General features: G+C 38.0%; 20 protein-coding genes and 1 tRNA gene. 18 read left to right on the forward strand and 3 right to left on the reverse strand.

Going from position 1 to position 24,629, the window contains the following annotated elements; translation table 11 throughout:
- Nucleotides 1-458: 458 nt before the first annotated feature.
- Nucleotides 459-1,007 (reverse strand): pentapeptide repeat-containing protein, encoded by a 549-nt coding sequence (locus tag H6F62_RS11295; RefSeq protein ID WP_137907805.1) that lies wholly within the window; start codon nt 1,005-1,007, stop codon nt 459-461.
- A gap of 195 nt (nt 1,008-1,202) precedes the next feature.
- Between H6F62_RS11295 and H6F62_RS11300 the strand changes: the two genes are divergently transcribed.
- The 6 genes from H6F62_RS11300 to H6F62_RS11325 all read left to right on the forward strand — a co-directional run bounded on the left by H6F62_RS11300 (nt 1,203) and on the right by H6F62_RS11325 (nt 10,243).
- A complete protein-coding gene (locus tag H6F62_RS11300) occupies nt 1,203-1,820 on the forward strand; it encodes a hypothetical protein (protein WP_190372087.1) in 618 nt (205 codons plus the stop codon).
- A 362-nt stretch (nt 1,821-2,182) separates the two neighbouring features.
- Nucleotides 2,183-2,323, forward strand: coding sequence for a hypothetical protein (locus tag H6F62_RS11305; RefSeq protein WP_168358921.1), 141 nt, complete (start codon nt 2,183-2,185; stop codon nt 2,321-2,323).
- A gap of 139 nt (nt 2,324-2,462) precedes the next feature.
- On the forward strand, nt 2,463-5,351 hold the full coding sequence (locus tag H6F62_RS11310) for a glycerol-3-phosphate acyltransferase (protein ID WP_190372088.1): 2,889 nt from the start codon (nt 2,463-2,465) through the stop codon (nt 5,349-5,351).
- Between the two features lie 552 nt (nt 5,352-5,903).
- Nucleotides 5,904-7,280: a CmpA/NrtA family ABC transporter substrate-binding protein gene (locus H6F62_RS11315; RefSeq protein WP_190372089.1), complete on the forward strand. Its 1,377-nt coding sequence runs from the start codon at nt 5,904-5,906 to the stop codon at nt 7,278-7,280.
- A 40-nt stretch (nt 7,281-7,320) separates the two neighbouring features.
- Nucleotides 7,321-8,157, forward strand: a complete 837-nt coding sequence (gene ntrB / locus H6F62_RS11320) for a nitrate ABC transporter permease (protein WP_137907801.1) — start codon at nt 7,321-7,323, stop codon at nt 8,155-8,157.
- A gap of 82 nt (nt 8,158-8,239) precedes the next feature.
- Nucleotides 8,240-10,243 carry a nitrate ABC transporter ATP-binding protein gene (locus H6F62_RS11325; protein ID WP_137907800.1) on the forward strand — a complete coding sequence of 668 codons (2,004 nt, stop codon included), beginning with the start codon at nt 8,240-8,242 and terminating at the stop codon, nt 10,241-10,243.
- A 201-nt stretch (nt 10,244-10,444) separates the two neighbouring features.
- On the opposite strand, the gene H6F62_RS11330 is transcribed toward H6F62_RS11325, so the two are convergent.
- Complete coding sequence (locus H6F62_RS11330; protein WP_190372090.1) at nt 10,445-10,657, reverse strand: hypothetical protein; 213 nt, start codon at nt 10,655-10,657, stop codon at nt 10,445-10,447.
- Nucleotides 10,658-10,830: 173 nt separating this feature from the next.
- Here H6F62_RS11330 and H6F62_RS11335 point away from each other — a divergent pair, with 173 nt between their 5' ends.
- From H6F62_RS11335 to H6F62_RS11390, 12 genes are all read left to right on the forward strand, one after another.
- On the forward strand, nt 10,831-11,655 hold the full coding sequence (locus tag H6F62_RS11335; protein WP_137909311.1) for a nitrate ABC transporter ATP-binding protein: 825 nt from the start codon (nt 10,831-10,833) through the stop codon (nt 11,653-11,655).
- A 204-nt stretch (nt 11,656-11,859) separates the two neighbouring features.
- The gene (locus H6F62_RS11340) at nt 11,860-12,735 is read left to right on the forward strand and encodes a lipid kinase (RefSeq protein ID WP_137909310.1); all 876 of its coding nucleotides are present in this window, start codon (nt 11,860-11,862) and stop codon (nt 12,733-12,735) included.
- Between the two features lie 201 nt (nt 12,736-12,936).
- Nucleotides 12,937-13,542, forward strand: a complete 606-nt coding sequence (locus H6F62_RS11345; protein WP_190372091.1) for an exopolysaccharide biosynthesis protein — start codon at nt 12,937-12,939, stop codon at nt 13,540-13,542.
- Between the two features lie 420 nt (nt 13,543-13,962).
- The gene (locus H6F62_RS11350) at nt 13,963-15,561 is read left to right on the forward strand and encodes an Hsp70 family protein (RefSeq protein ID WP_190372092.1); all 1,599 of its coding nucleotides are present in this window, start codon (nt 13,963-13,965) and stop codon (nt 15,559-15,561) included.
- 221 nt (nt 15,562-15,782) lie between these two features.
- Nucleotides 15,783-16,823, forward strand: coding sequence for a phosphate ABC transporter substrate-binding protein PstS (gene pstS / locus H6F62_RS11355; RefSeq protein WP_190372093.1), 1,041 nt, complete (start codon nt 15,783-15,785; stop codon nt 16,821-16,823).
- A 316-nt stretch (nt 16,824-17,139) separates the two neighbouring features.
- Complete coding sequence (pstS, locus tag H6F62_RS11360; RefSeq protein WP_190372094.1) at nt 17,140-18,183, forward strand: phosphate ABC transporter substrate-binding protein PstS; 1,044 nt, start codon at nt 17,140-17,142, stop codon at nt 18,181-18,183.
- A gap of 184 nt (nt 18,184-18,367) precedes the next feature.
- Entirely contained in the window at nt 18,368-19,360 is a 993-nt protein-coding gene (pstC, locus tag H6F62_RS11365) for a phosphate ABC transporter permease subunit PstC (RefSeq protein ID WP_137909306.1), read from the forward strand.
- 92 nt (nt 19,361-19,452) lie between these two features.
- Nucleotides 19,453-20,343, forward strand: a complete 891-nt coding sequence (gene pstA / locus H6F62_RS11370; protein WP_190372095.1) for a phosphate ABC transporter permease PstA — start codon at nt 19,453-19,455, stop codon at nt 20,341-20,343.
- A gap of 21 nt (nt 20,344-20,364) precedes the next feature.
- Nucleotides 20,365-21,144, forward strand: a complete 780-nt coding sequence (pstB, locus tag H6F62_RS11375; RefSeq protein ID WP_190372096.1) for a phosphate ABC transporter ATP-binding protein PstB — start codon at nt 20,365-20,367, stop codon at nt 21,142-21,144.
- A gap of 91 nt (nt 21,145-21,235) precedes the next feature.
- Nucleotides 21,236-21,832 carry a chromophore lyase CpcT/CpeT gene (locus H6F62_RS11380; RefSeq protein WP_190372097.1) on the forward strand — a complete coding sequence of 199 codons (597 nt, stop codon included), beginning with the start codon at nt 21,236-21,238 and terminating at the stop codon, nt 21,830-21,832.
- Nucleotides 21,833-21,965: 133 nt separating this feature from the next.
- Nucleotides 21,966-22,036, forward strand: a tRNA-Cys gene (locus H6F62_RS11385).
- Nucleotides 22,037-22,169: 133 nt separating this feature from the next.
- On the forward strand, nt 22,170-22,940 hold the full coding sequence (locus H6F62_RS11390) for an FkbM family methyltransferase (RefSeq protein ID WP_199306419.1): 771 nt from the start codon (nt 22,170-22,172) through the stop codon (nt 22,938-22,940).
- Nucleotides 22,941-23,094: 154 nt separating this feature from the next.
- Here H6F62_RS11390 and gndA read toward each other — a convergent pair whose 3' ends face one another.
- Nucleotides 23,095-24,525: an NADP-dependent phosphogluconate dehydrogenase gene (gndA, locus tag H6F62_RS11395; RefSeq protein ID WP_137909302.1), complete on the reverse strand. Its 1,431-nt coding sequence runs from the start codon at nt 24,523-24,525 to the stop codon at nt 23,095-23,097.
- Nucleotides 24,526-24,629: the final 104 nt, after the last annotated feature.

Genomic DNA, 24,629 nt, shown 5'->3' on the forward strand with positions numbered 1-24,629 from the left:
GAAATAGTTGATAAAGTTATTTCTGTTGCTCTCGATTTGATGAATCCTCAACATTTAAAAAATTGGTTCACTAATTGTTGTTACTGTACCTCATAACACCGGGAAGTGCTGTATCTGAAAAAGACTTGATTTTTTGATTCTGATCATCAACAATAAAAACATCATGTTCCAGACATGATTGTAGCCAATAAAAGTGACAGAAGCCCTAAAAGTGTCCGCTTTCGCGGACATTTTACTTTTTTTTAAAAATATCATCTGCTATTTATGAATATTTTTAAATAAATGAACTATATTTTTGTATCTTACCCAGAGAAGAGAGTAAAGAATTAAAGGTATATGAAAATTATAAGTTAATTGTTTATTTATTTTCAAATAAAAGGCGGGTAAATTCCGCCTATATAAATCTATTTGATTCTTTTTTCAATTGGTGTATTATTGATTTTGAACTTGTCAAAATATCAATAACTACCAGCCCAAGTTACCCATTTATGAGATAAACCTATATGCAGAATTTCTCCTGTTATCTCCAATTCTGTCATAATTGTTGTTGTTAAATCAACTCCCATAAATTCTGCTTCATTGATATTACTATCAATTAAATTTGTGTTATGGAGATTTGCGCCACTAAAGTCAGCACCACTGATTTCCGCTTGACTCAGGTTTGCATTTACTAAGTTTGCTAAGGTTAAATTTGCAGTTCGTAAATCAGCAGCACTCAGGTTAGTTTTCTCGAGGTTGGCTTTAACTAAATCAGCACCAATTAAGTTAACTTCGCTTAAGTTCGCACTTTGCAAATTTGCCCTACTTAAATCAGCATTAGTTAAATTCGCTCTACTGAGGTTACAACCACTCAAATTTGTTTGACTAAGATCCGCACCACTTAAATCCGCCGCTTCTAAATTTATTCCCCTCAAATCAACATGACTTAACTTAGCTTGGTGCAGATTTATCCCCGGGAAATTCCTCTCTCCTGATTTATATGACTTCAGGAGTTTTTTAGTATCCATTATTCCACCTCATTGCGTCTCTAGGTGAGTTATTACACTTCCCAAACCACAGACAATTATTTGAGTTTCCAGTTACTAGAATTTTAGCTAAAATCCTGTATTCATTGTACTCTGATCAAGAAGATAATTCAATAAACGTTACAATTTAGTTACTTTATGAAAAAATATAGCAATACTTACATCAACAATACTTGTATGACAACTAATTTAATATCTAACTCCACCTCTGATTTCATGAATACCTTATCCCGTGCCGCTGCTGCTTATCGAGAAGGAAATCAAGTTCCCCCAGCTGAAATAGTCGTAAATGCGCTGCTAGAAGCGGAAAAAACCGCCAAGGTGCAAAAGTTAAATTATCCCTTTGAATCTCTCAACGGTAAATGGCGACTTTGTTTTGCTACTGGTACTAAAAAAGTCAGAAACCGAGGCGGAATTATTTTAGGTAAGGGCTGGTATATGCCGAAATTTATAAAAATTCTGCTGTGCTTTAATCCTAGCAAAGATGGGGCTTTAGGAACAGGGGAAATTACTAATCAAATACAATTGGGAGCGATTTTATTGAAATTAACAGGACTAACAAAATACTTAGGAAAAAAGAACTTATTGGCTTTTGATTTTATCCAACTACAAATTAGTTCATTTAATTGGATATTTATCAATAAACAAATTCGTTTTGGTCAGGTTGAACGTGAAGATTTTTATGATCAACCTATAGCTAAATTACCCTTTTTTGCTTTCTTTTTAGTGACTGAAGATATAATCGCTGCCCGTGGACGTGGAGGTGGTTTAGCACTTTGGATTAGAGAAAATTAATCTAAAAAAATATAATATTTAATTCTGCGATAATCGGCCTTTCTAAAAAGTCGGTTATCTATCCCCTTTATGAACTTTTTTACTTGGCTTTGACAAAATAACTCAGATGCTAACGAGTTTTGATCTCATGTCATGGGAACTGATAAAGCCAATTTCTCGTCTCAGAGCAGTTATCACCATTATCAGTCGCTATTTTAGTTCTCAGCTTGGTTGAGGGTTTCACTCTTACTCCTTTTCCCTGTTCTTTTTTCACTGTTGTCAACCTCAAGGAAAATATAAGAAGAATTTAACATCATTGGCCAACAGAAAGACTAAAATCATAACGGACAGACTAGCCATACAGTCAAGGAGGCTTAAAAACAATGTCCGATTTAAATCGCGGAATCATGAAATTTGAAGGTGCAGATTCACCTAAACTGATTACAATCTCCACCGTGGTACTTTTAGGATCAATTGCTGGACTGATCCTTTGGGCGCTTAATTTCGCTTATGCAATAGGTTAGATTCTTTGCATAACATTTAGGAGACAAGAGGGCAAAACTTCTATTTGCTCTTTTGTTTCCTATATCATATAAATATTCATTTTTGTTAATAACAAACTTGGAGTGTGTCATCAAATTTTAAATTTTAAATCAGAAAATAATGATTAATTTTTTGGGGATCTTAATTATTTTAATTGTTTGTCCACTGTTAGGGGCAATACCGCTAATTCCTTGGATTACTTATGCCGTGAGTAGAAAGTGGTTAGCTAATGTCGGTACAGGAAATATTAGCGTTGCAGCCGCCTTTTATCATGGTGGAAAATTAGCGGGAATTTTGTCCGTAATTTCAGAAGCAACTAAGGGCATTGCTGTTGTCACAATTGCCCAATACTTTTTTCCTTCACAACCAGTCTGGGAAATTATTGCTTTAATCGGCTTAGTTGTCGGTAGATACGTCACAACTAAAGGCGCGGGAATCACAAACGTCTCCTGGGGATTAGTGGTACATGATCCGTTAGTAACTGCATTGGTCGGCTTACTTGCAGCTATTGGTTTTTTGATCACTCGTTCTCAAGAAACAATTAAACTAGGGGTATTGGTAATGTTTCCCCTAGTTGTGGGTATCCTCCATTCAGAGGATTTATCCAGAATCATTGCCGCCTTTGCCTTATCGGGGTTAATCTACTGGATTTATAGCCAAATTCCCGACGATCTTCACCTCCCCGTCGAGGGAGCATCTCCACAATCTCTGGGAATGATGCAATATTTAAGCAATAATGAGGATAGGATTATCACCCTAGAGGAAGAATTAGATGGGGAAGTGGTGGGAGCTAAATCCGCTACATTATCGCAAATTAAACGTTGGGGTTATTCAGTTCCTAAAGGTTGGGTATTAGCTCCTGATGATGATCCTACCCAGTTAATTGAATTTCTGCAACCGTCCCCACTTTCACCCTTGGTAGTCCGTTCTTCCGCTATTGGCGAAGACTCCCAACAAGCCTCCGCTGCGGGACAGTATGAAACTATCTTAAACGTTACCAACAAAGCAGAACTTCGACAAGCCATAGCCCAAGTCCAAGCTTCTTATAATCACCCCAGTGCCGTCGAATACCGTCGTCATCGTAATTTAAAAGAAGCCGCCATGGGGGTACTCATTCAACAACAAGTTCAAAGCGTATTTTCTGGCGTGGCCTTCAGTCGAGATCCTATTTCTCAACAAGGTGAAGCCGTAGTTATCGAAGCTGTATCGGGTAGTCCTACTCAAATTGTATCAGGAAAAATCACACCAGAACAATATCAAGTAGTAATTGCTAGTGATGAAAAGTTATCTTTTCTAGAATTTCACGGCCATGGTAAAATACCCCAAGCATTAATTAAACAAGTTGCATATTTAGCCCGTCGTTTAGAAAGACGTTATTTAGGTATTCCCCAAGATATAGAATGGAGTTATGATGGTCAAAACCTGTGGGTATTACAGTCAAGACCTATCACTACACTCTTACCAATTTGGACTAGAAAAATTGCCGCAGAAGTGATTCCTGGAGTTATTCATCCTTTAACCTGGTCTATTAATTACCCTTTAACCTGTGGTGTGTGGGGAGAAATTTTTACTATCGTTTTAGGTGAACGTGCTAAAAACTTAGATTTCGCTAAAACAGCCACACTACACTACTCTAGAGCTTATTTTAATGCTTCTTTGTTAGGAGAAATCTTTTTAGCCATGGGATTACCCCCAGAAAGTCTGGACTTTTTAACTAGAGGTGCAACCATGACTAAACCTCCTCTAAATTCTACTTTGGCTAATTTACCTGGACTAACAAGGTTGCTGAAACGAGAAATTGACTTAGAAAAAGACTTTAAATCGGATTATCGTCAAGTTTTTATTCCGGCATTAACAGAATTATCCAACATTGTCATTGCCGAATTGTCAATAGATCAGTTATTAACTAGAATAGACTTAATTCTTGATTTACTCCGCCAAGGTACTTACTACAGTATTTTAGCCCCTTTGAGTGCAGCTATCCGTCAATCGCTTTTGGGCATCAAATCCGAAAAAATTGATAACAGTGTCACCCCAGAGGTAGCATCATTAAGAGCCATGAGTTTTCTAGCCGCCGATGCTAAACAAATCTTAGATGATGATCATATTGACTACAATTGTGAACCAGAAAAAATATTTGAGCAATTAGCAAAAACGACGGCTGGAGAAAGGATTTTATCTGAATTTGACGAATTAATTCAGGATTATGGTTATTTAAGCGAAGTAGGTACAGATATTTCCGTTCCCACTTGGCTAGAAAATCCCCAACCAGTTAGACAATTGTTTGTGCAATTAATCAAAGCAGGGGAAATCCCAAATTTAGATGATTCTCGTCGCCAACAGAAAAATTTAAATTTAGCCCAAAAACGAGTGAATCTTAAAGGTAGGGTGACGGAAGTTTATTCCCGCTTGTTGGCTGAATTACGTTGGACATTTTTGGGCTTAGAACAGATTTGGCTTCAGTCTGGGCTGTTATTACAGCCAGGAGACATCTTCTTTTTGGAGTTAGATGAAATTCGCCATTTAGTGATCTATTCAGATGAAGCGATCAGAAATCGCCTATTGGAATTAATAGCACACAGGCGATCGCAATTTCTCCAAGATAGTCAAATTCCCCAAATTCCCCCCGTTGTTTACGGTTATAACCCGCCTCAACCTATCACTCCTGTCATTAATCCCGCTGATAATATATTGTTAGGTATTCCAGCAAGTATTGGACAAATTCAAGGACAGGTAAAAGTGTTACGAACTTTACAAACAGTCCATGATATTGATAAAAACACTATCCTTGTTGTCCCTTATACAGATTCCGGTTGGGTCCCTGTTCTAGTTCAAGCTGGGGGGTTAATTGCCGAAGCAGGTGGTAAACTTTCCCACGGGGCAATTATCGCCCGTGAATACGGTATTCCTGCTGTCATGGACGTACATAATGCTACATATATACTCCAGGATGGTCAACAAGTCCGAATTGATGGATACAAGGGTACTGTAGAGATATTAAAAGGGTAACAGTTTTAACTTAACACGCCTGATGTATCGGTGCGTTACGGCTAATAATTAATCTCTCAAACTCCCCAATATTGTCTAGCCGTAACACATCCTACTTAATATATAGGAAATATATAGGAATAATATTTGATTTTTCCACATTGAGAGGTTCAGATCCCCGACTTATCTAAGAAGTCAGGGATATTGATATTATTATCATAGAAAATAATCTATATATTAGAGTCATTTCGTAGGTTTCAGGTTAATAGATAAGTTTTTACTTATGTATCCAATTAAATATTTGTTTAATAATTCCAGTTGAGAAATGATCACTTTGATCACGAACACTGTAAACTAGTTTTTACTAGCCAAGTGATACTTGATCACCCCAGGCTCAGAAATTAAACCACGTTTATTACTAAGTATATAAACTAACCCCTTTTACTCTCAAAAGGGTCTATTTTTAATACCTAGATATAACTGGAAATTTGAATAATAAAGCAAAGAAATGATTTATTTTCTTTGTCCATATTTTCATGGTTAGAAAAATAAATTGTGATGTAAGGAGATATAATGACAGAATTTTTTAACCAAGTTTCTCGGCGTAAATTTATTGTCACTGCTGGAATTTCAGCCAGTGCAGTTTTACTCAAAGGCTGTTTAGGAAATCCACCAGAAACAGGCAATAGTGGTACAAAATCCTCTATTCAAACAGTAGCTAATATTAAACCAGAACAAAAACCCGAAATTACAAAAGCCAAACTGGGATATATTCCCATAGTTGAATCAGCACCATTAATTATTGCCCAAGAAAAAGGCTTTTTTGCTAAATATGGGATGACAGAAGTAGAACTTTCTAAACAAGCTTCTTGGGGTTCAGCCAGGGATAACCTCGAAATTGGTTCTCAAGGGGGTGGTATTGATGGTGGTCAATGGCAAATGCCCATGCCGCACTTGATTACAGAAGGTTTAATTACTAAAGGAAATAAACCTATACCCATGTATGTTTTAGCGCAGTTAATTACTCATGGTAACGGAATTGCGATCGCTAACAAACATCTAGGGAAAGGAATTAGCTTAAAACTGGATACTGCTAAACCCCTATTATCCCAACTCAAATCAGCCAACACACCCTTTACAGCAGCCTTTACCTTCCCTCATGTTAACCAAGACCTATGGCTTCGGTACTGGTTAGCAGCCAGTGGCATTGACCCAGACACAGATGTCAAATTATTAACAGTACCTGCGGCGCAAACCGTCGCCAACATGAAAACCGGGACAATGGATGCTTTTAGCACTGGTGATCCTTGGCCATTCCGCTTAGTTAATGACAAAATCGGTTTTATGGCCGCATTAACCGCCGAAATTTGGAAAAATCACCCCGAAGAATATTTTGCCATGAGAGGTGATTGGGTTGATCAAAATCCCAAAGCCACAAAAGCCTTATTAAAAGGAATAATGGAAGCCCAGCAATGGCTAGATAAATTTGAAAATCGCCAAGAAGCAGCGCAAATTCTCGCCGCCAAAAAATACTTTGGTTTATCTTCACCAGCAGTTTTAGCTAATCCCTACCAAGGTAAATATGACATGGGGGATGGTCGAAAAATTGATGATAAATCAATGGCTGCTTATTACTGGAAAGACCAAAAAGGTAGTGTTTCCTATCCTTACCAAAGTCACGATTTATGGTTTATCACAGAAAATGTACGTTGGGGATTTTTGCCCAAAGATTACATTACTAATGGTGCAGCCAAAGCCAAAGAATTAATCAAAAAAGTCAACCGGGAAGATATTTGGCAAGAGGCAGCCAAAGAATTAGGAATAGCTGCGGCCGATATTCCCAGTAGTACATCTCGTGGAGTAGAAACATTTTTTGATGGGATTAAATTTGATCCTGAAAACCCCGAAGAATATCTCAAGAGTTTGAAAATCAAAAAAGCTGGTATTTAGTCATTAGTCATTAGTCATTAGTAAATTCGAGGAAAAATTCATGACATTAGCCCAAAAACGCGCCAACAGTTCTAAATTTGAAAATAGCTTTTTATCAAGTTTGCAAAAACAATTTCCCGAACTTGCACCTCCTGCTATTGCAATTGCTATATTTCTGACTATTTGGCAAATATTTTCTTGGACACCAGGGGCAACATTACCAGGACCAATTCAAGTTATTCAAGATACTTGGATTTTGATTTTGTACCCATTTTATGATAAAGGTGGAACAGACAAAGGGCTATTTTGGCAAATCTTTGCTAGTCTGCAACGGGTGGCTATTAGCTATACATTAGCAGCAATTGTTGGCATTGGCATAGGAGTTTTAATTGGTGTCAATAAAACCATATCTAAAGCATTAGATCCTCTATTTCAGTTATTAAGAACAGTACCGCCCTTAGCTTGGGTGCCTATTTCCTTAGCAGCTTTAAGACAAAACGAACCAGCGGCATTATTCGTAATTTTCATCACCGCAATTTGGCCGATTTTAATTAACACTGCGGTGGGTGTAACTCAAATTCCCCAAGATTACAACAACGTCGCTAAAGTTCTGCAACTTTCTAAAAAAGAGTATTTCTTTAACATCTTAATTCCTTCAGCACTACCATACATTTTCACAGGTTTAAGAATTGCCATTGGTTTAGCTTGGTTAGCAATTATTGCCGCAGAAATCGTTATGTCTGGTATTGTGGGAATTGGCTTTTTTATCTGGGATGCTTATCAAAATAACAACGTGAGTGAAGTCATTTTAGCACTAGTTTATATCGGTGTTGTTGGCTTAATTCTAGATAAACTCATGGCTTGGTTACAAAACTGGATTTTACCAGAACAAAAATAGTCATTAGTTATTGGTCGTTAGTAAATAAATTACCCATTACCCATTACCCATTACCCATTACCCATTACCAATCATTAAAACTATGTCAGTATTTGTTGCCGTTGATCAAATTAATAAAGTCTTTGAATTAACTGGTGGTGGACAATATATCGCCCTTAAAGGTATTGATTTGCAAATTAAAAAAGGCGAATTTATTTCCCTAATTGGTCACTCCGGTTGTGGTAAATCAACCCTTTTAAATATGATTGCCGGGTTAGATTTACCCACAGAAGGTTTAGTAACCTTAGAAGGACAAAGGATTAAAAAACCAGGTCCTGATAGAATGGTAGTATTTCAAAACTATTCCCTTTTACCTTGGCGCACAGTCAGAGAAAATATTGCCTTAGCAGTAGATTCAGTATTAAATGGAATGCCAGAAGCAGAACGTAAAGCCATTATCGAAAAACATATAGATATGGTAGGTTTGCGTCCCCATGCTGATAAACAACCAGGAATGTTATCAGGGGGACAAAAACAACGGGTAGCTATAGCCCGCGCTTTGGCAATTCGGCCTAAACTATTATTATTAGACGAACCATTCGGGGCATTAGACGCATTAACTCGCGGTAATTTGCAAGAACAATTAATGCAAATTTGTGAAGAAAATCAAGTTACCGCCGTTATGGTGACCCATGATGTAGATGAAGCCGTTTTGTTATCCGATAGAATTGTCATGTTAACTAACGGACCCGAATCGAAAATTGGGGATATTTTAGAAGTTGATATTCCCCGACCTCGTAAACGAATGGAAGTCGTAGAACATCCTAGTTACTACAGTTTGCGAAGTGAAATGATTTACTTCCTTAACCAACAAAAACGTGTTAAGAAAATCCGCGCCAGAAAAACCGCAGCAGTTGTCCGTCATGGCTTAGAAAAAGTTAATTTAGAAATTGGTTTTCTACCCCTTACCGCTTGCGCCCCCCTGGCTATAGCCAAAGAAAAAGGCTTCTTTATTAAACATGGTTTAGACGAAGTTAATTTAGTCAGAGAAAGCAGTTGGCGGGGAATTGTGGATGGGATGACTGGTGGTTATTTAGATGCAGCCCAAATGCCCTCTGGAATGCCAATGTGGTTATCTTTAGGCGGGCATAAAAACGAACCTTTGCCAGTTGTTACCTCCTTAACAATGACTCGCAATGGTAACGCCATTACCTTAGCAAAAAGATTTTATGATGCCGGAGTCCACAGTTTATCAGACTTCAAAAACTACCTACTAAAAACCCGTGACCAACAACATAGAATGGGTGTAGTTCATCCCGCATCAATGCACAATTTACTTCTCCGTTATTGGTTAGCAGCAGGAGGAATTGATCCCGACATTGACGTAGATATGAAAAATATTCCTCCTGCCCAAATGGTAGTAGATTTAAAAGGTGCAACCATTGACGGTTATTGTGTAGGTGAACCTTGGAATTATCGGGCTGCGGTAGAAGGTTCAGGCTTTACCATTGCTACAGATTTAGAAGTTTGGTTAGGACACCCTGGCAAAGTTTTAGGAGTAAGAGAAGACTGGGCAGAAACTTATCCTAACACCCATATTGCTTTAACCAAAGCCTTGTTAGAAGCCTGCCAATATTGTGCAAATCCTGATAACGCCCAAGAAGTGCGGCAAATTTTAGCAAGTCGGGAATATGTCAGTACAGACATTGATTATATCCAAATTGAAGATCCAAATAACGCTACCTGTGACTTAGATCATCCCATGCGAGAATATGCCCATCATCAATTTTATTCCGACTCTGCTATTAATCGCCCTAGTCGCACCGAACAAATTTGGATTATGACTCAATTAGCGCGGTGGGGTGATACTCCCTTCCCTAGAAATTGGGTAGAAATAGTTGAAAGAGTGTGTCGAGTGCGTGTTTTTAGTACAGCAGCCAGAGAACTAGGTTTAGATATCAGTTATACCCGTCAACCCATTCAACTATTTGATCATAAACCCTTTAACGCCGATGATCCCATTAGCTATCTTAACGACCTAGAAATTAAACGGGATTTCTCCATAGCTGAAGTCGTTTTAGAAGCCCCCAGAAAAACCGCAGCTTAAATCACAATAAATCTTGTGGGGTGGACATCCTGTCCGCCCAAAAATCCAGGCAAATCAAAATCTTGTGGGGTGGACATCCTGTCCGCCCAAAAATCCAGGAAAATCAAAATCTTGTGGGGTGGACATCCTGTCCGCCCAAAAATCCAGGAAAATCAAAATCTTGTGGGGTGGACATCCTGTCCGCCCAAAAATCCAGGAAAATCAAAATCTTGTGGGGTGGACATCCTGTCCGCCCAAAAATCCAGGAAAATCAAAATCTTGTGGGGTGGACATCCTGTCCGCCCAAAAATCCAGGAAAATCAAAATCTTGTGGGGTGGACAGGACGGGCAAGATGCCCATCCCACAAAACTAACAAAATCATCTTTTCTCGCCCATCCCACAAAACTAACAAAATCATCTTTTCTCGTTCCCATATTCTGTATGGAAATTAATTACGGAAGGATCTGCCTTCGATTATACTTCAATTACACCAGAGGCAGAGCCTCTTGACAGCATTCCCAGCCTGAGACTGGGAACGAGATATCCCACAAAACTCATAAAATCATCTTTTTTCGTTTGCACGAAACCTTCTACCAATTACTAAACAATGCAAAACCTCAAAACCACCAAGACAATTAACCGTCAACCCTTCCTACAAATTAAAGAAGTTTGTAAAGTTTATCCCACTAAAAAAGGACCATTTACCGTTCTTGATGGTGTTAATCTCAACGTTGAACAAGGTGAATTTATTTGCGTTATTGGCCATTCTGGTTGCGGTAAATCAACGTTATTAAACATGGTTTCTGGTTTTAATTTTCCCACCACTGGACAAGTTTTATTAGAAGGACAACCAATTACTAAACCAGGTCCAGATAGAATGGTGGTATTTCAAAACTATGCGTTATTACCTTGGAGAACAGCTTTTGAAAATATTTATTTAGCTGTAAATGCAGTTTATCCAACTAAGCCAGAAGCAGAAAAAAGGGCTATTGTCAGAGAACATTTAGCTATGGTGGGTTTAGGGGACGCAATGGAAAAAAAACCCATGCAAATGTCTGGAGGAATGAGACAAAGGGTATCTATTGCCAGGGCTTTAGCTATTCGTCCCAAAGTCCTAATTTTAGATGAACCTTTTGGGGCGTTAGATGCAATTACCAAGGAAGAATTACAAGAGGAATTGTTGAAAATTTGGGGTGATAATCGTTGTACAGTTTTGATGATTACCCATGATATTGATGAAGCTTTATTTTTGGCGGATAAGTTAGTCATGATGACCAATGGACCCCATGCAAAAATTGGGGAAGTGATGGAAATTCCTTTTTCTCGGCCTAGAGATAGAGCCAGAATTATGGAAGATCCGCAATATTATCAATTGCGAAATTATGCCTTAGATTTCTTGTTTAACCGTTTCGCCCATGATGATGTCGGTTAGTTACGTAGTCATGTAGGTTGGTTTGAGAAAACCCAACCTACGGAAATAAAGTATATAGGGTGCGTTAACATCGCTAAAAAATGATAAAATGGGGCTATTAAATTAAATACGCGATATAACGCACCAAGTTTATGAGAAATAATCCCATAGATTCAGGAGCGTTTTTATTGTAACCTGATGAATTGTGATTAAAGGAAATTACTAATGAGTACCCGCGCCCTATTGTTAGTAAATCGTAATTCTCGTCAAGGACAAGAACGGTACCAAGAAGTAATAAATTGTTTAAATCGCCTGGGTTTAACAATAATTGCAGAATCTACCGAAGATGCTACACAATTAGGTAAATTTATTCGCCACTATCAAGAGGAAATAGATTTAGTAATTATCGGTGGTGGTGATGGTACACTTAATGCTGCCATAGAGGCAATAATTGAGACTCAATTACCTTTGGGAATTTTACCTTTAGGAACTGCTAACGATTTAGCAAGAACTTTGGCTATTCCCAATTCTCTACCGGAAGCTTGTAAAATTATCGCAGCCGGAAAGTTACGACGAATTGATTTAGGTTGGGTGAATAATAAGTATTTCTTTAATGTTGCTAGTTTAGGGTTGAGTGTGAATATTACTCAACAATTGACTAAAGAAATTAAACGCCGTTGGGGTATATTTGCCTATGCTGTTATTGCGTTGCAAGTAATTTGGAAATCTCGTCCTTTTAGTGCAGAAATTCGCATCAATGACCAATCATTTTTAGTGAAAACTGTACAGATTGCTGTGGGTAATGGCCGTTATTATGGTGGTGGTATGGCTGTAGTTCATGATGCTGCTATAGATGACCAAAGACTGGATCTTTATAGTTTGGAAATGGATCATTGGTGGCAAATTCTCCCCCTACTTCCAGCCATGCGTCGAGGGCGACATATTCAATGGCCAAATGTCCGCGCCCTTTATGGTCAGGAAATTACAGTATATACCCGCAAACCCCATTCTATTAATACTGATGGAGAAATCACAACCTATACTCCCGCTATTTTTCGGGTGATTCCTCAAGCGATCGCTATTTTCGTTCCTGATGTATAATCTTGACTATGATTTATCTGATTGACATGATTTACTTGATCATATTTTAACAGGCAGTTAGGGATTTTCACTTCTGAATTTTGCTGGATATTGATAACATTACAATCATCATCACAAAAATTATCTCAATCATAGTTATGATTTATTCGATGATACCTGAAATCATCATCACAAAAATCATCTCAACCTTGAATCATAGCTATGAATCTACGGTTTTCTCAAGAAATTAAATCTCTACTGCAACGCTTAAGCGAACAACCTCTGACTTTAGGTGATATTCTCTTAGAAACGTCAGAACGGGGTTTTAGCCTGGTAATTACATTATTGGTATTACCCTTTTTGTTTCCCATGCCACCGGGATTAAGCAGTCCCCTGGGCGGTGCTTGCTTGTTATTATCCCTGCAAATGGTTTTAGGCAGAAGAACACCTTGGCTACCGAAAAAAATCGCTAACTATCAATTTCCTAACGCTTTCGCCCAAATTATTTTACAAAATTTGCGCCGGGTTACTAGAATTTTGGAAAAAATTGCCCGTCCCCGATTCCAGAAATTGGCTAATCATCCTTGGATTTGGCGATTTAACGGGCTGTGTATCTCTTGGTTGACAATATTGTTGATTTCTCCCGTTCCCTTCACTAATCCTATCCCAACCGTGGGGATTTTACTTCTGGCAGTTGCTACCATTGAATCGGATGGGTTACTCATGTGTATTAGCTATGTTGTCACTCTTTTAATTACGCTACTGTTTGGTTTTATTGGTTATGCTGCATGGTTAGCGCCCAATTTGTTGCCTTCTATTTTCAAATGAAATATTTGATCTTTCTGGTGAAAAGTTGTTAAAATAACCACCAAAAATTAAAAAAATCCCCTCAACTAACTAAAAGCTGAGGGTCATGGTTTAATTAAGGTGCATCTACTGTTACAGTATCCACTAGTTCTTCTCATCTACCCGGATAATTATAGTGGGAATTTTATCTAATTTTATCTAATTTTATCTGATATAGTTTGATAAGCTGTTACGCACCTAAATTGTATAATCCTAAAATGGTTAAATCTTGTAGAGTGGGTATACTTTGACCCTTCAACTAGCTCAGGGCATTGCCAGATCAGTACAACTCTTGCCCGCCAAATTTATACAAATTAAATACACAACAGCTGAGTCGGGAATATTCCCTATTCTCTATTTCCTGAAATAATATAAAATTATAAAATATACTATTATAATAATATGGCGATCGCTATTGATTTTGGGACAAGTAATACAGTCATCACTCGTTGGAACCCAGTCACCCAACAACCAGAAACCCTCAAGTTACCTGGTTTGTCAACAAAACAGCATCTTAACCCCCCATTAATTCCCAGTTTAGTGTACATAGAAAATGCCAGCTTAGGTAAAATTATAGCAGGTCAGCAGGTACGCGATCGCGGTTTGGACATGAAAACTGATACCAGATTTTTCCGAAACTTTAAACGGGGAATTGGTGCAGATATCCAAGGGTTTTTACCCGAACTTGATGATGAAAATATTACTTTTGAACTAGTGGGAAAATGGTTTTTAACTCAAGTAATTACCGAATTAGCCATCATCGAAGGAAGTATAGATTCCTTGGTTTTGACCGCACCAGTAGACAGTTTTGAAGCTTATCGTCACTGGTTAGGCAAAGTTTGTCAATCACTACCAGTAGAACAGATACGGATGTTAGATGAACCCACCGCAGCGGCTTTAGGGTACGGTTTAACAGATAAAGGAACTTTATTAGTTGTTGACTTTGGTGGTGGAACATTAGACTTGTCTTTAGTCAGCTTAGATAAAGGAACACCAGCCAAAAACAAACCCCTGGGATTTCTGCTCAAATGGGGTGAAAGAAATTTGAGTGAAGATTCTAAACAAAAAACGAAAACAGCCCGCGTTTTGGCGAAAGCAGGGCAAAATCTGGGGGGAACTGATATTGATAACTGGATAGTAGATTATTTTGCGAAAAGCCAAGGACTACCAGTGAGTTCATTGACCGCGCGGTTAGCAGAAAAGGTAAAAATTCAGCTATCAACTCAAGATCAAGTTACTGAAGTTTATTTTGATGATCAGACTTTTACAAGTTATGAAATGAACCTGAATCGTGATACGCTAGAAAATATTTTACGGGAAAACGGATTTTTTGCTCAACTGGATAGTGTGATGATGACGCTATTACAACAAGGACAAAATTACGGTATAGAAATTGATGATATTAATACAGTATTATTAGTTGGTGGAACGGTGCAACTACCAATAATACAGACATGGATACAACAATATTTTAACCCAGAAAAAATCCGTCGTCAATTGCCTTTTGAAGCTATTGCTCACGGAGCATTACAAATAACTCAAGGAATAGAAATTAAAGACTATCTTTATCATAGTTATGGTGTGCGTTATTGGGATCGTCGTCATCAACGTCATCATTGGCATCCTATCATTAAAACCGGACAACCTTACCCCATGACTCAACCAGTAGAATTAACTTTGGGTGCTTCTGTTGAAAATCAACCGAGTATTGAATTAATTATTGGAGAACTAGGAATAGAAAGCGGTGCAACAGAGGTATATTTTGATGGAGATAGATTGATTACTCGTCAGCTTGATAGTCCAGCAACCATGGTCAAACCATTGAATGATAACACAGAAGCCAGTAAAATTGCTAAACTTACACCACCTGGCTTTCCCGGTAGTGATCGTATTAAAGTTTACTTTCAGGTTGATGAACAAAGGTTTTTAAGAATGACTATTGAAGACTTATTAACAAATACTATTTTAGTAGAAAATCAACTTGTAGCACAATTAAGTTAAAATTTTCACTTAATTTCAACTTAAAATTTACTACGATGATAAATAAATCATCAGATGGGTTATCTTTTAGTTTCTACATTTATTGATGTTACCAGCATAATTTTAAACATAGCTTAAACTTTCCTTTACTTTTATTTAATATATCCTTAACCATAGGCAATCACCCTTAGTTCAAGATGTAATTGGCTTTCGCCAGGTATTTCTAAAAATTAAGAGGCAGTATGACTTTTTTAACCAGTGTTTTGATGAATCGTGTTATTACTACTTCGCTATTAACAGGGGCTGTTGCGTTAAGTCCAGTCTTGAGTAAAATAGCATCAGCTCAGACTTTGAACGGTGCAGGAGCAACATTTCCCGCTCCTCTTTACGAAAGATATGCCCGTGAAGTTAGGAAAAAATATCCTGATTTGAAAGTTAATTACCAAGCCATTGGTAGTGGTGGTGGTATTCGTCAAACCATTGCGGGAACTGTGGACTTTGGTGCTAGTGATGCAGCCATGAAAGATGATGAGATTGCTAAAGTTAAAAATGGTGTCATCTTAGTACCTACTGCTGGTGGTGCTGTTTCGGTTGTTTATAATCTACCTGGTGTCAACAACCTCAGATTATCTCGGACTACATTACCAGATATTTTCTCTGGAAAAATTACTAACTGGAGTGACGCGAAAATTAAAGCGGATAACCCTGGTGCAAATCTACCAAATCAACCAATTAAATTTGTGGTTCGCGCTGATGGTAGTGGTACAACATTCATTTTTACTAACCATTTAAGTTCTATTAGCGGTTATTTCAAAGGTAGAATTGGTGCTAATACTGCTCCCAGATGGACTTTACCAAACGCCCTCAAAGGTAAAGGAACAGGGGTAGCTGCATTGGTGAAAAGCAATCCCGGATCTATTGGTTATGTTGAATATGACTATGCTACCAAAAACAATCTAAAATCGGCGGAATTGCAAAACAAGAAAGGACAATTTGTCGCTCCTTCCTTAGCATCTGCTAACTCAGCCTTATCAAATGTAACTTTTCCCGACAACTACCGCGTTTTTATTGGAAACCCAGAACAAGGTTATCCTATTGTTGGTTTAACTTGGATGATGGTTTACAAACAGTATTCTAATCCTACTAAGGCTGATGCAATTAAAAAATGGATTAACTGGGTTCTCAAGGACGGTCAACAATATAATGATGACCTCAACTACACTAAAATTCCCAGTGATGTTGTCAATCGTGTATTAAAGACTGTAAATAGCACTGTCAAGTAATTTTGTACACACAGTCATAACTACCACACCCTCACCCTTTCCTTTTAACAAATACTATTTTAGTAGAAAATCAACTTGTAGCACAATTAAGTTAAAATTTTCACTTAATTTCAACTTAAAATTTACTACGATGATAAATAAATCATCAGATGGGTTATCTTTTAGTTTCTACATTTATTGATGTTACCAGCATAATTTTAAACATAGCTTAAACTTTCCTTTACTTTTATTTAATATATCCTTAACCATAGGCAATCACCCTTAGTTCAAGATGTAATTGGCTTTCGCCAGGTATTTCTAAAAATTAAGAGGCAGTATGACTTTTTTAACCAGTGTTTTGATGAATCGTGTTATTACTACTTCGCTATTAACAGGGGCTGTTGCGTTAAGTCCAGTCTTGAGTAAAATAGCATCAGCTCAGACTTTGAACGGTGCAGGAGCAACATTTCCCGCTCCTCTTTACGAAAGATATGCCCGTGAAGTTAGGAAAAAATATCCTGATTTGAAAGTTAATTACCAAGCCATTGGTAGTGGTGGTGGTATTCGTCAAACCATTGCGGGAACTGTGGACTTTGGTGCTAGTGATGCAGCCATGAAAGATGATGAGATTGGTAAAGTTAAAAATGGTGTCATCTTAGTACCTACTGCTGGTGGTGCTGTTTCCGTTGTTTATAATGTACCTGGTGTCAACAACCTCAGATTATCTCGGACTACATTACCAGATATTTTCTCTGGAAAAATTACTAACTGGAGTGACGCGAAAATTAAAGCGGATAACCCTGGTGTAAATCTACCAAATCAACCAATTAAATTTGTGGTTCGCGCTGATGGTAGTGGTACAACATTCATTTTTACTAACCATTTAAGTTCTATTAGCGGTTATTTCAAAGGTAGAATTGGTGCTAATACTGCTCCCAGATGGACTTTACCAAACGCCCTCAAAGGTAAAGGAAATCCAGGGGTAGCTGCATTGGTGAAAAGCAATCCCGGATCTATTGGTTATGTTGAATATGACTATGCTACCAAAAACAATCTAAAATCGGCAGAAGTGCAAAACAAGAAAAGACAATTTGTCGCTCCTTCCCTAGCATCTGCTAACTCAGCTTTATCAAATGTAACTTTTCCTGACAACTACCGCGTTTTTATTGGAGACCCAGAACAAGGTTATCCTATTGTTGGTTTAACTTGGATGATGGTTTACAAACAGTATTCTAATCCTACTAAAGCTGATGCAATTAAAAAATGGATTAACTGGGTTCTCAATGACGGTCAACAATATAATGATGACCTCAACTACACTAAAATTCCCAGTGATGTTGTCAATCGTGTATTAAAGACTGTAAATAGCACTGTCAAGTAATTTTTACACACAGTTATAAGTAGCACACCCCACCCTTTCCTTGTCAAGGGGAGGGAATAATCTCTTCCTAAAGCATTGGGGAGACTGGGGGGAGTAATATCACTAACTAAAACTTTGCAAATACCCTGTTTCAAATACCCTATAAAATGTATATTCCTTTTATTTCCTCCACCTGTTATTAATTATGACTAATTTCTTTGAAGAACGGGATAAGAATTCACTGAGTTTAAATAATGGAAATATTGATTTAATATCGATCAGTGGTATTAACTTCTGGTTCGATAGAGGATTTACCTGGCTGGTGTATATTTTTGCTGGTATTACTGTAGCCATTCTATTTGTGATGACTTGGGTAATTTTTCAGCAAGCACAACCGGCTATTGGTCAATTCGGACTGGGCTTTTTATGGAGTCAAGATTGGGATACAGGTAATCAAATTTTCGGCGCGTTGCCCTATATTTATGGAACACTGGTAAGTAGTACGATCGCCATCTTACTAGCTGTACCCGTGGGTATATCCATAGCTTTAGTAACTAGTGAGGACTTCTTACCCATTCCGGTTAAAAGTACCCTCGCTTTTGTGGTAGAACTAATTGCAGCTATCCCCAGTGTAATTATTGGTTTATGGGGAATTTTTGTATTTATTCCTGTCATAAAACCTTTGGAAAAATGGTTAGGTGGCACTTTTGCATTCATACCACTATTTAATACCGAAGATCCAGCGGGGAATAATATGTTGACAGCGGGAATTATTCTCTCCATTATGATTTTACCCACAATGGCAGCTATTTCTCGTGATGTAATGTTGGTCATTCCTAAGGATTTACGTAGTTCATCTATGGCGTTGGGAGGAACTCGCTGGGAAACAATTTTTCGGGTGTTATTACCAGCAGGATTTTCCGGGTTAGTAAGTGCGGCTATGTTGTCTCTTGGTAGGGCTTTAGGGGAAACAATGGCAGTAACCATGGTAATTGGTAATTACGCTCAAATAAAACTATCTTTACTTGATCCAGCATACACAATCCCCGCCGTTTTAGCTAATGAATTTGCCGAAGCTGAACCAGGATTACATATTGGTTCGTTAAGCTATTTAGGCTTAATTTTATTTGCGTTAACTCTAGCTGTCAATATTGGGGCTGTTTTATTAGTTAAATGGGTTGGTAAAAAGAATAGATGAAAGGAGTCAAGAAGAAGAAAGAATGAAAATTTCTGTCTAAAATCTAAAATCTCCAAAATCCAAAATCCAAAATCCAAAATCTAAAGTTAATTATGAGTGATTCTTTCAATTCCCGAATAAATCAAATAGATCAATCCATAGCATCGGAATTATGCAAGCCCTTACCTACCAGTAGACAAGTATTTACATACTTAATGAACGGACTGGCCTTTGGTTTAACTGCATTAGCACTTCTACCATTATTGTCCATATTGTGGGAAATTTTGCAAAGGGGACTTTCTGGCTTTAGGTTGGAGATGTTATTTAGTCCATTAATTGAAAATGGCTTTGCCAATGCTATTCTTGGTACTATACTCATGGTCAGCATTGGTGCATTATTCAGTATTCCTGTGGGGGTAATGACGGGAATTTTCTTAGCGGAATTTAGTCAAACCAACCCAGTCGCTCAATATGTTAGATTTATTACTAGCATTATCACGGGTGTACCTTCAATTGTGGTGGGGATGTTCGCTTATGGTGTGATTGTTTTAATAACTAAGCAATTTAGCGCCATTGCTGGAGGTTTTGCTTTAGCTGTGATCATGCTACCAGTGATAGTATTGACAACAGAAGAGGCTTTAAAGTTAATTCCTATACCTCAGCGTCTCGCATCCGCCGCTTTAGGGGGGACTCGCTTCCAAACTACTTTTCGCGTGATTATTAGTGCTGCTATTCCCGGAATTACTACGGGTATCTCCTTGGCCATAGCTCGCGCTGCTGGTGAAACCGCACCACTAATTTTTACCGCTTTATTTAGTCAAAATTGGTCAGATAGTTTATTCAGTCCCACTGCTTCGTTACCAGTATTGATTTTTAATCTTTATAATAATCCCGACCCAGCAGTAAACCAATTAGTTTGGACTACTTCTATCATTCTTCTGACCATAGTGCTATTTTTTAGCTTGATATCTCGCTTAATCTCTCAGAAAAGTAAAGCCAATTAAAAACGTTTCTTGCATTAAATTATGAGTAATCTAACCACAGCGATCAAAGTCAAAAATCTTAGCTTTTACTACGGCAACTATAAAGCTATTCAAGGGATATCATTGGATATCTATAAAAACCAAGTTACCGCACTAATTGGTCCTAGTGGTTGTGGTAAATCTACATTCATCAAAACTATTAATCGCATTAGTGAATTAGAAGGAAAAGTCAAAGTTGAAGGTAGTATCGAATTTTTTGGTCAAAACATCTATGACCCTCGCATTAATATCAATCGTCTGCGTCGGGAAATTGGCATGGTATTCCAAAAACCAAACCCTTTTCCCATGAGTATTTATGAAAATATTGCTTACGGCGTAAAAATTGCCGGCCGATGTCCGAAAGTAGAATTAGATGAAATTGTGGAATCCGCGCTTAAAGGTGCCGCCCTCTGGGATGAGGTCAAAGATAAACTAAAACAATCTGCTTTTGGGCTTTCTGGTGGACAACAGCAGCGTCTTTGTATCGCTAGGGCTTTAGCAGTCAAACCCAAGGTGTTACTCATGGATGAACCTTGTTCAGCCCTCGATCCCATTGCTACCATGAAAGTGGAAGACTTAATTCACAAATTGCGAACAGAATTTACGATTGTCATTGTCACCCATAATATGCAGCAAGCAACCCGTGTTTCTGATTTCACGGGATTTTTTAGTACCGATGAAAGTCGCATCGGTCAAATGGTAGAATTTGGTGCTACCAATCAAATCTTTGGTAGTCCCTTAGATGCTCGTACCCGTGACTATGTTTCTGGACGTTTCGGTTAAATACGGATAAATAAACTCAATACAAGATGTAGCTTGAGCCTCATCAGGATTTAAAATCATAAGCATTCCTCATGCAAAATCCCAAATTAGTATGACTCATTCTACAGATATTACCACCTTAGCACGGTGGATGGCGGCCGATTTTAGCAATCAAGCCCAAGTTTTCGAGAATCCGGCTTTTTTTGCCCATATTCGTGTATGTATGCGTCCCCTGAATTGGGAGGTATTATCAGGGGTGAGTTTGTTTGTAGAACAAGCTTACGACTATATGCTGAATAAACCCTACCGCGTGCGGGTGTTACATCTGACAACAGTAGGGGATAAAATCCACATTGAAAACTATACAGTCAAAGCAGAAAAAGACTTTTACGGTGCTTCTCGTGATTTACCCCGGTTACAAACTTTAACAGGCGATCGCCTAGAAAAGCTTTCTGGTTGTAACATGATTGTAGAATGGACTGGCAGCCAATTCAAAGGCACAGTCGAACCAGGAAAAGGCTGCATTGTCATCCGTGACGGGCAAAGAACCTATTTGGATAGTGATTTTGAAATTGATGGTGAAAAGTTCATCAGCCGCGACAGAGGGCGAAATCCTGAAACAGATGAGCATATTTGGGGTTCGGTCGCTGGTCCTTTTTACTTCCTGCGGTGGGGGAATTTTGCCCAAGAAGTCAAATTAAATCCCTAAAATCCAATACTGGACAGGCTTTCAGTCTGTCCAGTCTGTGAAAAAAATTCATAATCAAAAGCATAATTAAAAAAATTTCTCCCAAATAGTGCAAATTGAAAAAAATAGTGCTATCATAGGTAATCGTAGGCGCGGCGACATAGCCAAGTGGTAAGGCAAGGGTCTGCAAAACCTTCACCCCCGGTTCAAATCCGGGTGTCGCCTTTGGAAAAAAATAAGAAAATAATTAATATCCGGTATATATAGTGTTATAGTGTTTTTGCAGGCATTATTTAAGTTTAGAAGTTTTATGCGAAGTGTAATTCGATAAACTCGTCTTTCTAATGGGATGAAAATATTGTGTTTACAAAAAGATGAAGCACAATTAATGTATCAGGAAGTTCAGAATTATTTAAAATATGGTATTGGGTTAAATCAAGGAGATACAGTTTTTGATGTTGGTGCAAATATTGGATTATTTGCACTTTATTTATCACATAAATTTAATCAGAAAATAAATATTTATGCTTTTGAACCTATCCCTGATATTTTTGAAGTTCTCAATAAAAACATTCAACGTTTTAGCTTAAAAAATGTTAAAGAATTTGCTTGTGGACTTTCTCAAAAAGCTGGAAATGTAAAATTTACTTATTATCCAAATATGACCTTAGGTTCTACAGCCTATCCCATTACACAACAAGCGGAAATAGATAAACTTCAATCAATATCTATAGCTAATTTTAAACATTTTCCTGCTCCTCTTTCCTGGTTACGATATTTACCAGAGTCTTTATTTTCACGTCTTATCAATTGGAAATTAACCGCTGCTTTTCAAGGAAAAGAAGTTAACTGTCAATTGAAAACAATATCACAAATTATTCGTGAGCAGCAAATTGAGCAAATTGATTTACTGAAAATTGATGTAGAGAAAAGTGAAATGGATGTGCTATTAGGTATTGAAATAGAAGATTGGTCAAAAATAAAGCAAGTTTTTGTAGAAGTACATGATATAGATTTCCGTTTAGAAAAAATTGAACATTGTTTAAAAGACAAAGGATTTAAAAACATTAAAATTGAACAAGAACCTATACTCAATGGTTCTGATATTTTTAGTGTGTATGCTTGGTAAAAAAAGCGGTTAAAAGCCAAATTTACTAAAATAGCGATAGAAAAGTATTTCTTTTCTCCAACTCTTACAAATTAGGGCGGAGAAACCCCGCCCTATAGACAATTTTGCTGAAATAAACAGCAAGAATTAAAGTGAAACCTTAACTAAAAGTATCTTACTTCTTAGCCTCAGCAATGGGAACCCATTCAGTGTGGAAAGTTCCTTCCTTGTCAGTCCGTTTGTAAGTATGAGCGCCGAAATAGTCCCGTTGTGCTTGAGTTAAGTTTTGTGGCAAGCGATCGCGGCGGTAACTATCGAAGTAATCTAGAGAAGCACTGAAAGCTGGAACAGGAATACCCAACTTAGCCGCAGTCACAATTACTTCCCGCCAAGCCGCTTGTCTATCCAGAATTGTTTGCTTAAATTCAGGCGCTAACAACAAGTTAGGTAAAGCTGGATTTTCGTCAAAAGCCTTCTTAATCTTATTCAAGAAACCAGCCCGAATAATACAACCACCCTTCCAAATTCGAGCCATTTCGCCCAAATTCAATTCCCAATTGTAAGTTTTAGAAGCTGTAGACAACAGCGCCATACCTTGAGCATAGGAGCAGATTTTAGAACAATAGAGAGCATCCCGCACCATGTTTACAAAAGCGGCAATATCGCCACCATACTTAGCATTAGGTCCAGTGATAATCTTAGAAGCAGCAATGCGTTCATCTCTAATAGAAGAGAGAATCCGGGCATTTACCGCTGCTGTAATTGTCGGAATCGCTACACCCAATTCTAAAGCAGTTTGTACAGTCCAACGACCAGTACCCTTTTGACCCGCAGCGTCAACAATTAAATCAACGAGGGGAATCTTGGTTTCTGGGTCAACATAGGGGAAAATATTCGCTGTAATCTCAATCAAAAATGAATTGAGTTCGTCAGTTGTATTCCATTGAGAAAATACCTCATGGAGTTGTGCTGCATTTAAACCAGCCACATTTTTCAGTAAATCGTACGCTTCTGCAATTAACTGCATATCACCGTACTCAATACCATTGTGAACCATTTTCACATAATGTCCAGAACCACCAGGACCAATGTAAGTGACACAAGGACCATCATCAACTTGAGCCGCGATTTTATTGAAAATCGGGGATAGATACTCATAAGAGCTTTTTGTTCCACCGGGCATGAGAGAAGGACCATTTAAAGCTCCTTCTTCACCACCACTCACACCCATACCAATATAACGTAAACCAGTGGGTTCTAATTCTTGAGTGCGTCTTTCTGTATCTTCAAACCAAGAATTACCACCGTCAATAATAATATCACCCTCTTGTAGTAAAGGCTTAAGCTGTTGAATTACCGCATCAACAGGCTTACCAGCTTGTACCATCACCAAAATTTTCCGAGGACGTTCCAATGAGGCGACAAATTGTTCTAGGCTAAAAGCAGCCCTAACGTTCCGTCCTTGGGCGCGGTACGCCATAAAGGCATCGGTTTTTTCACGAGAGCGGTTGTAAACTGCAATTGGAAAGCCATTTCTTTCAACGTTAAGAGCGATATTTTCGCCCATAACAGCTAATCCAATCACACCAAAGCTTTGTAGTGTCATAGTTTGTGTTCAAATCTTTTGTTTGGGTTTGGCTCTTTCTCTTGCAGATCCTTTCTCTTTAAGGGTAGTCCGAGATTTTCGCTTCACTCCTAAAGAAGATATTA

The sequence above is a fragment of the Anabaena sp. FACHB-1391 genome, from assembly GCF_014696755.1.
Taxonomy (GTDB): Bacteria; Cyanobacteriota; Cyanobacteriia; order Cyanobacteriales; family Nostocaceae; genus Dolichospermum; species Dolichospermum planctonicum.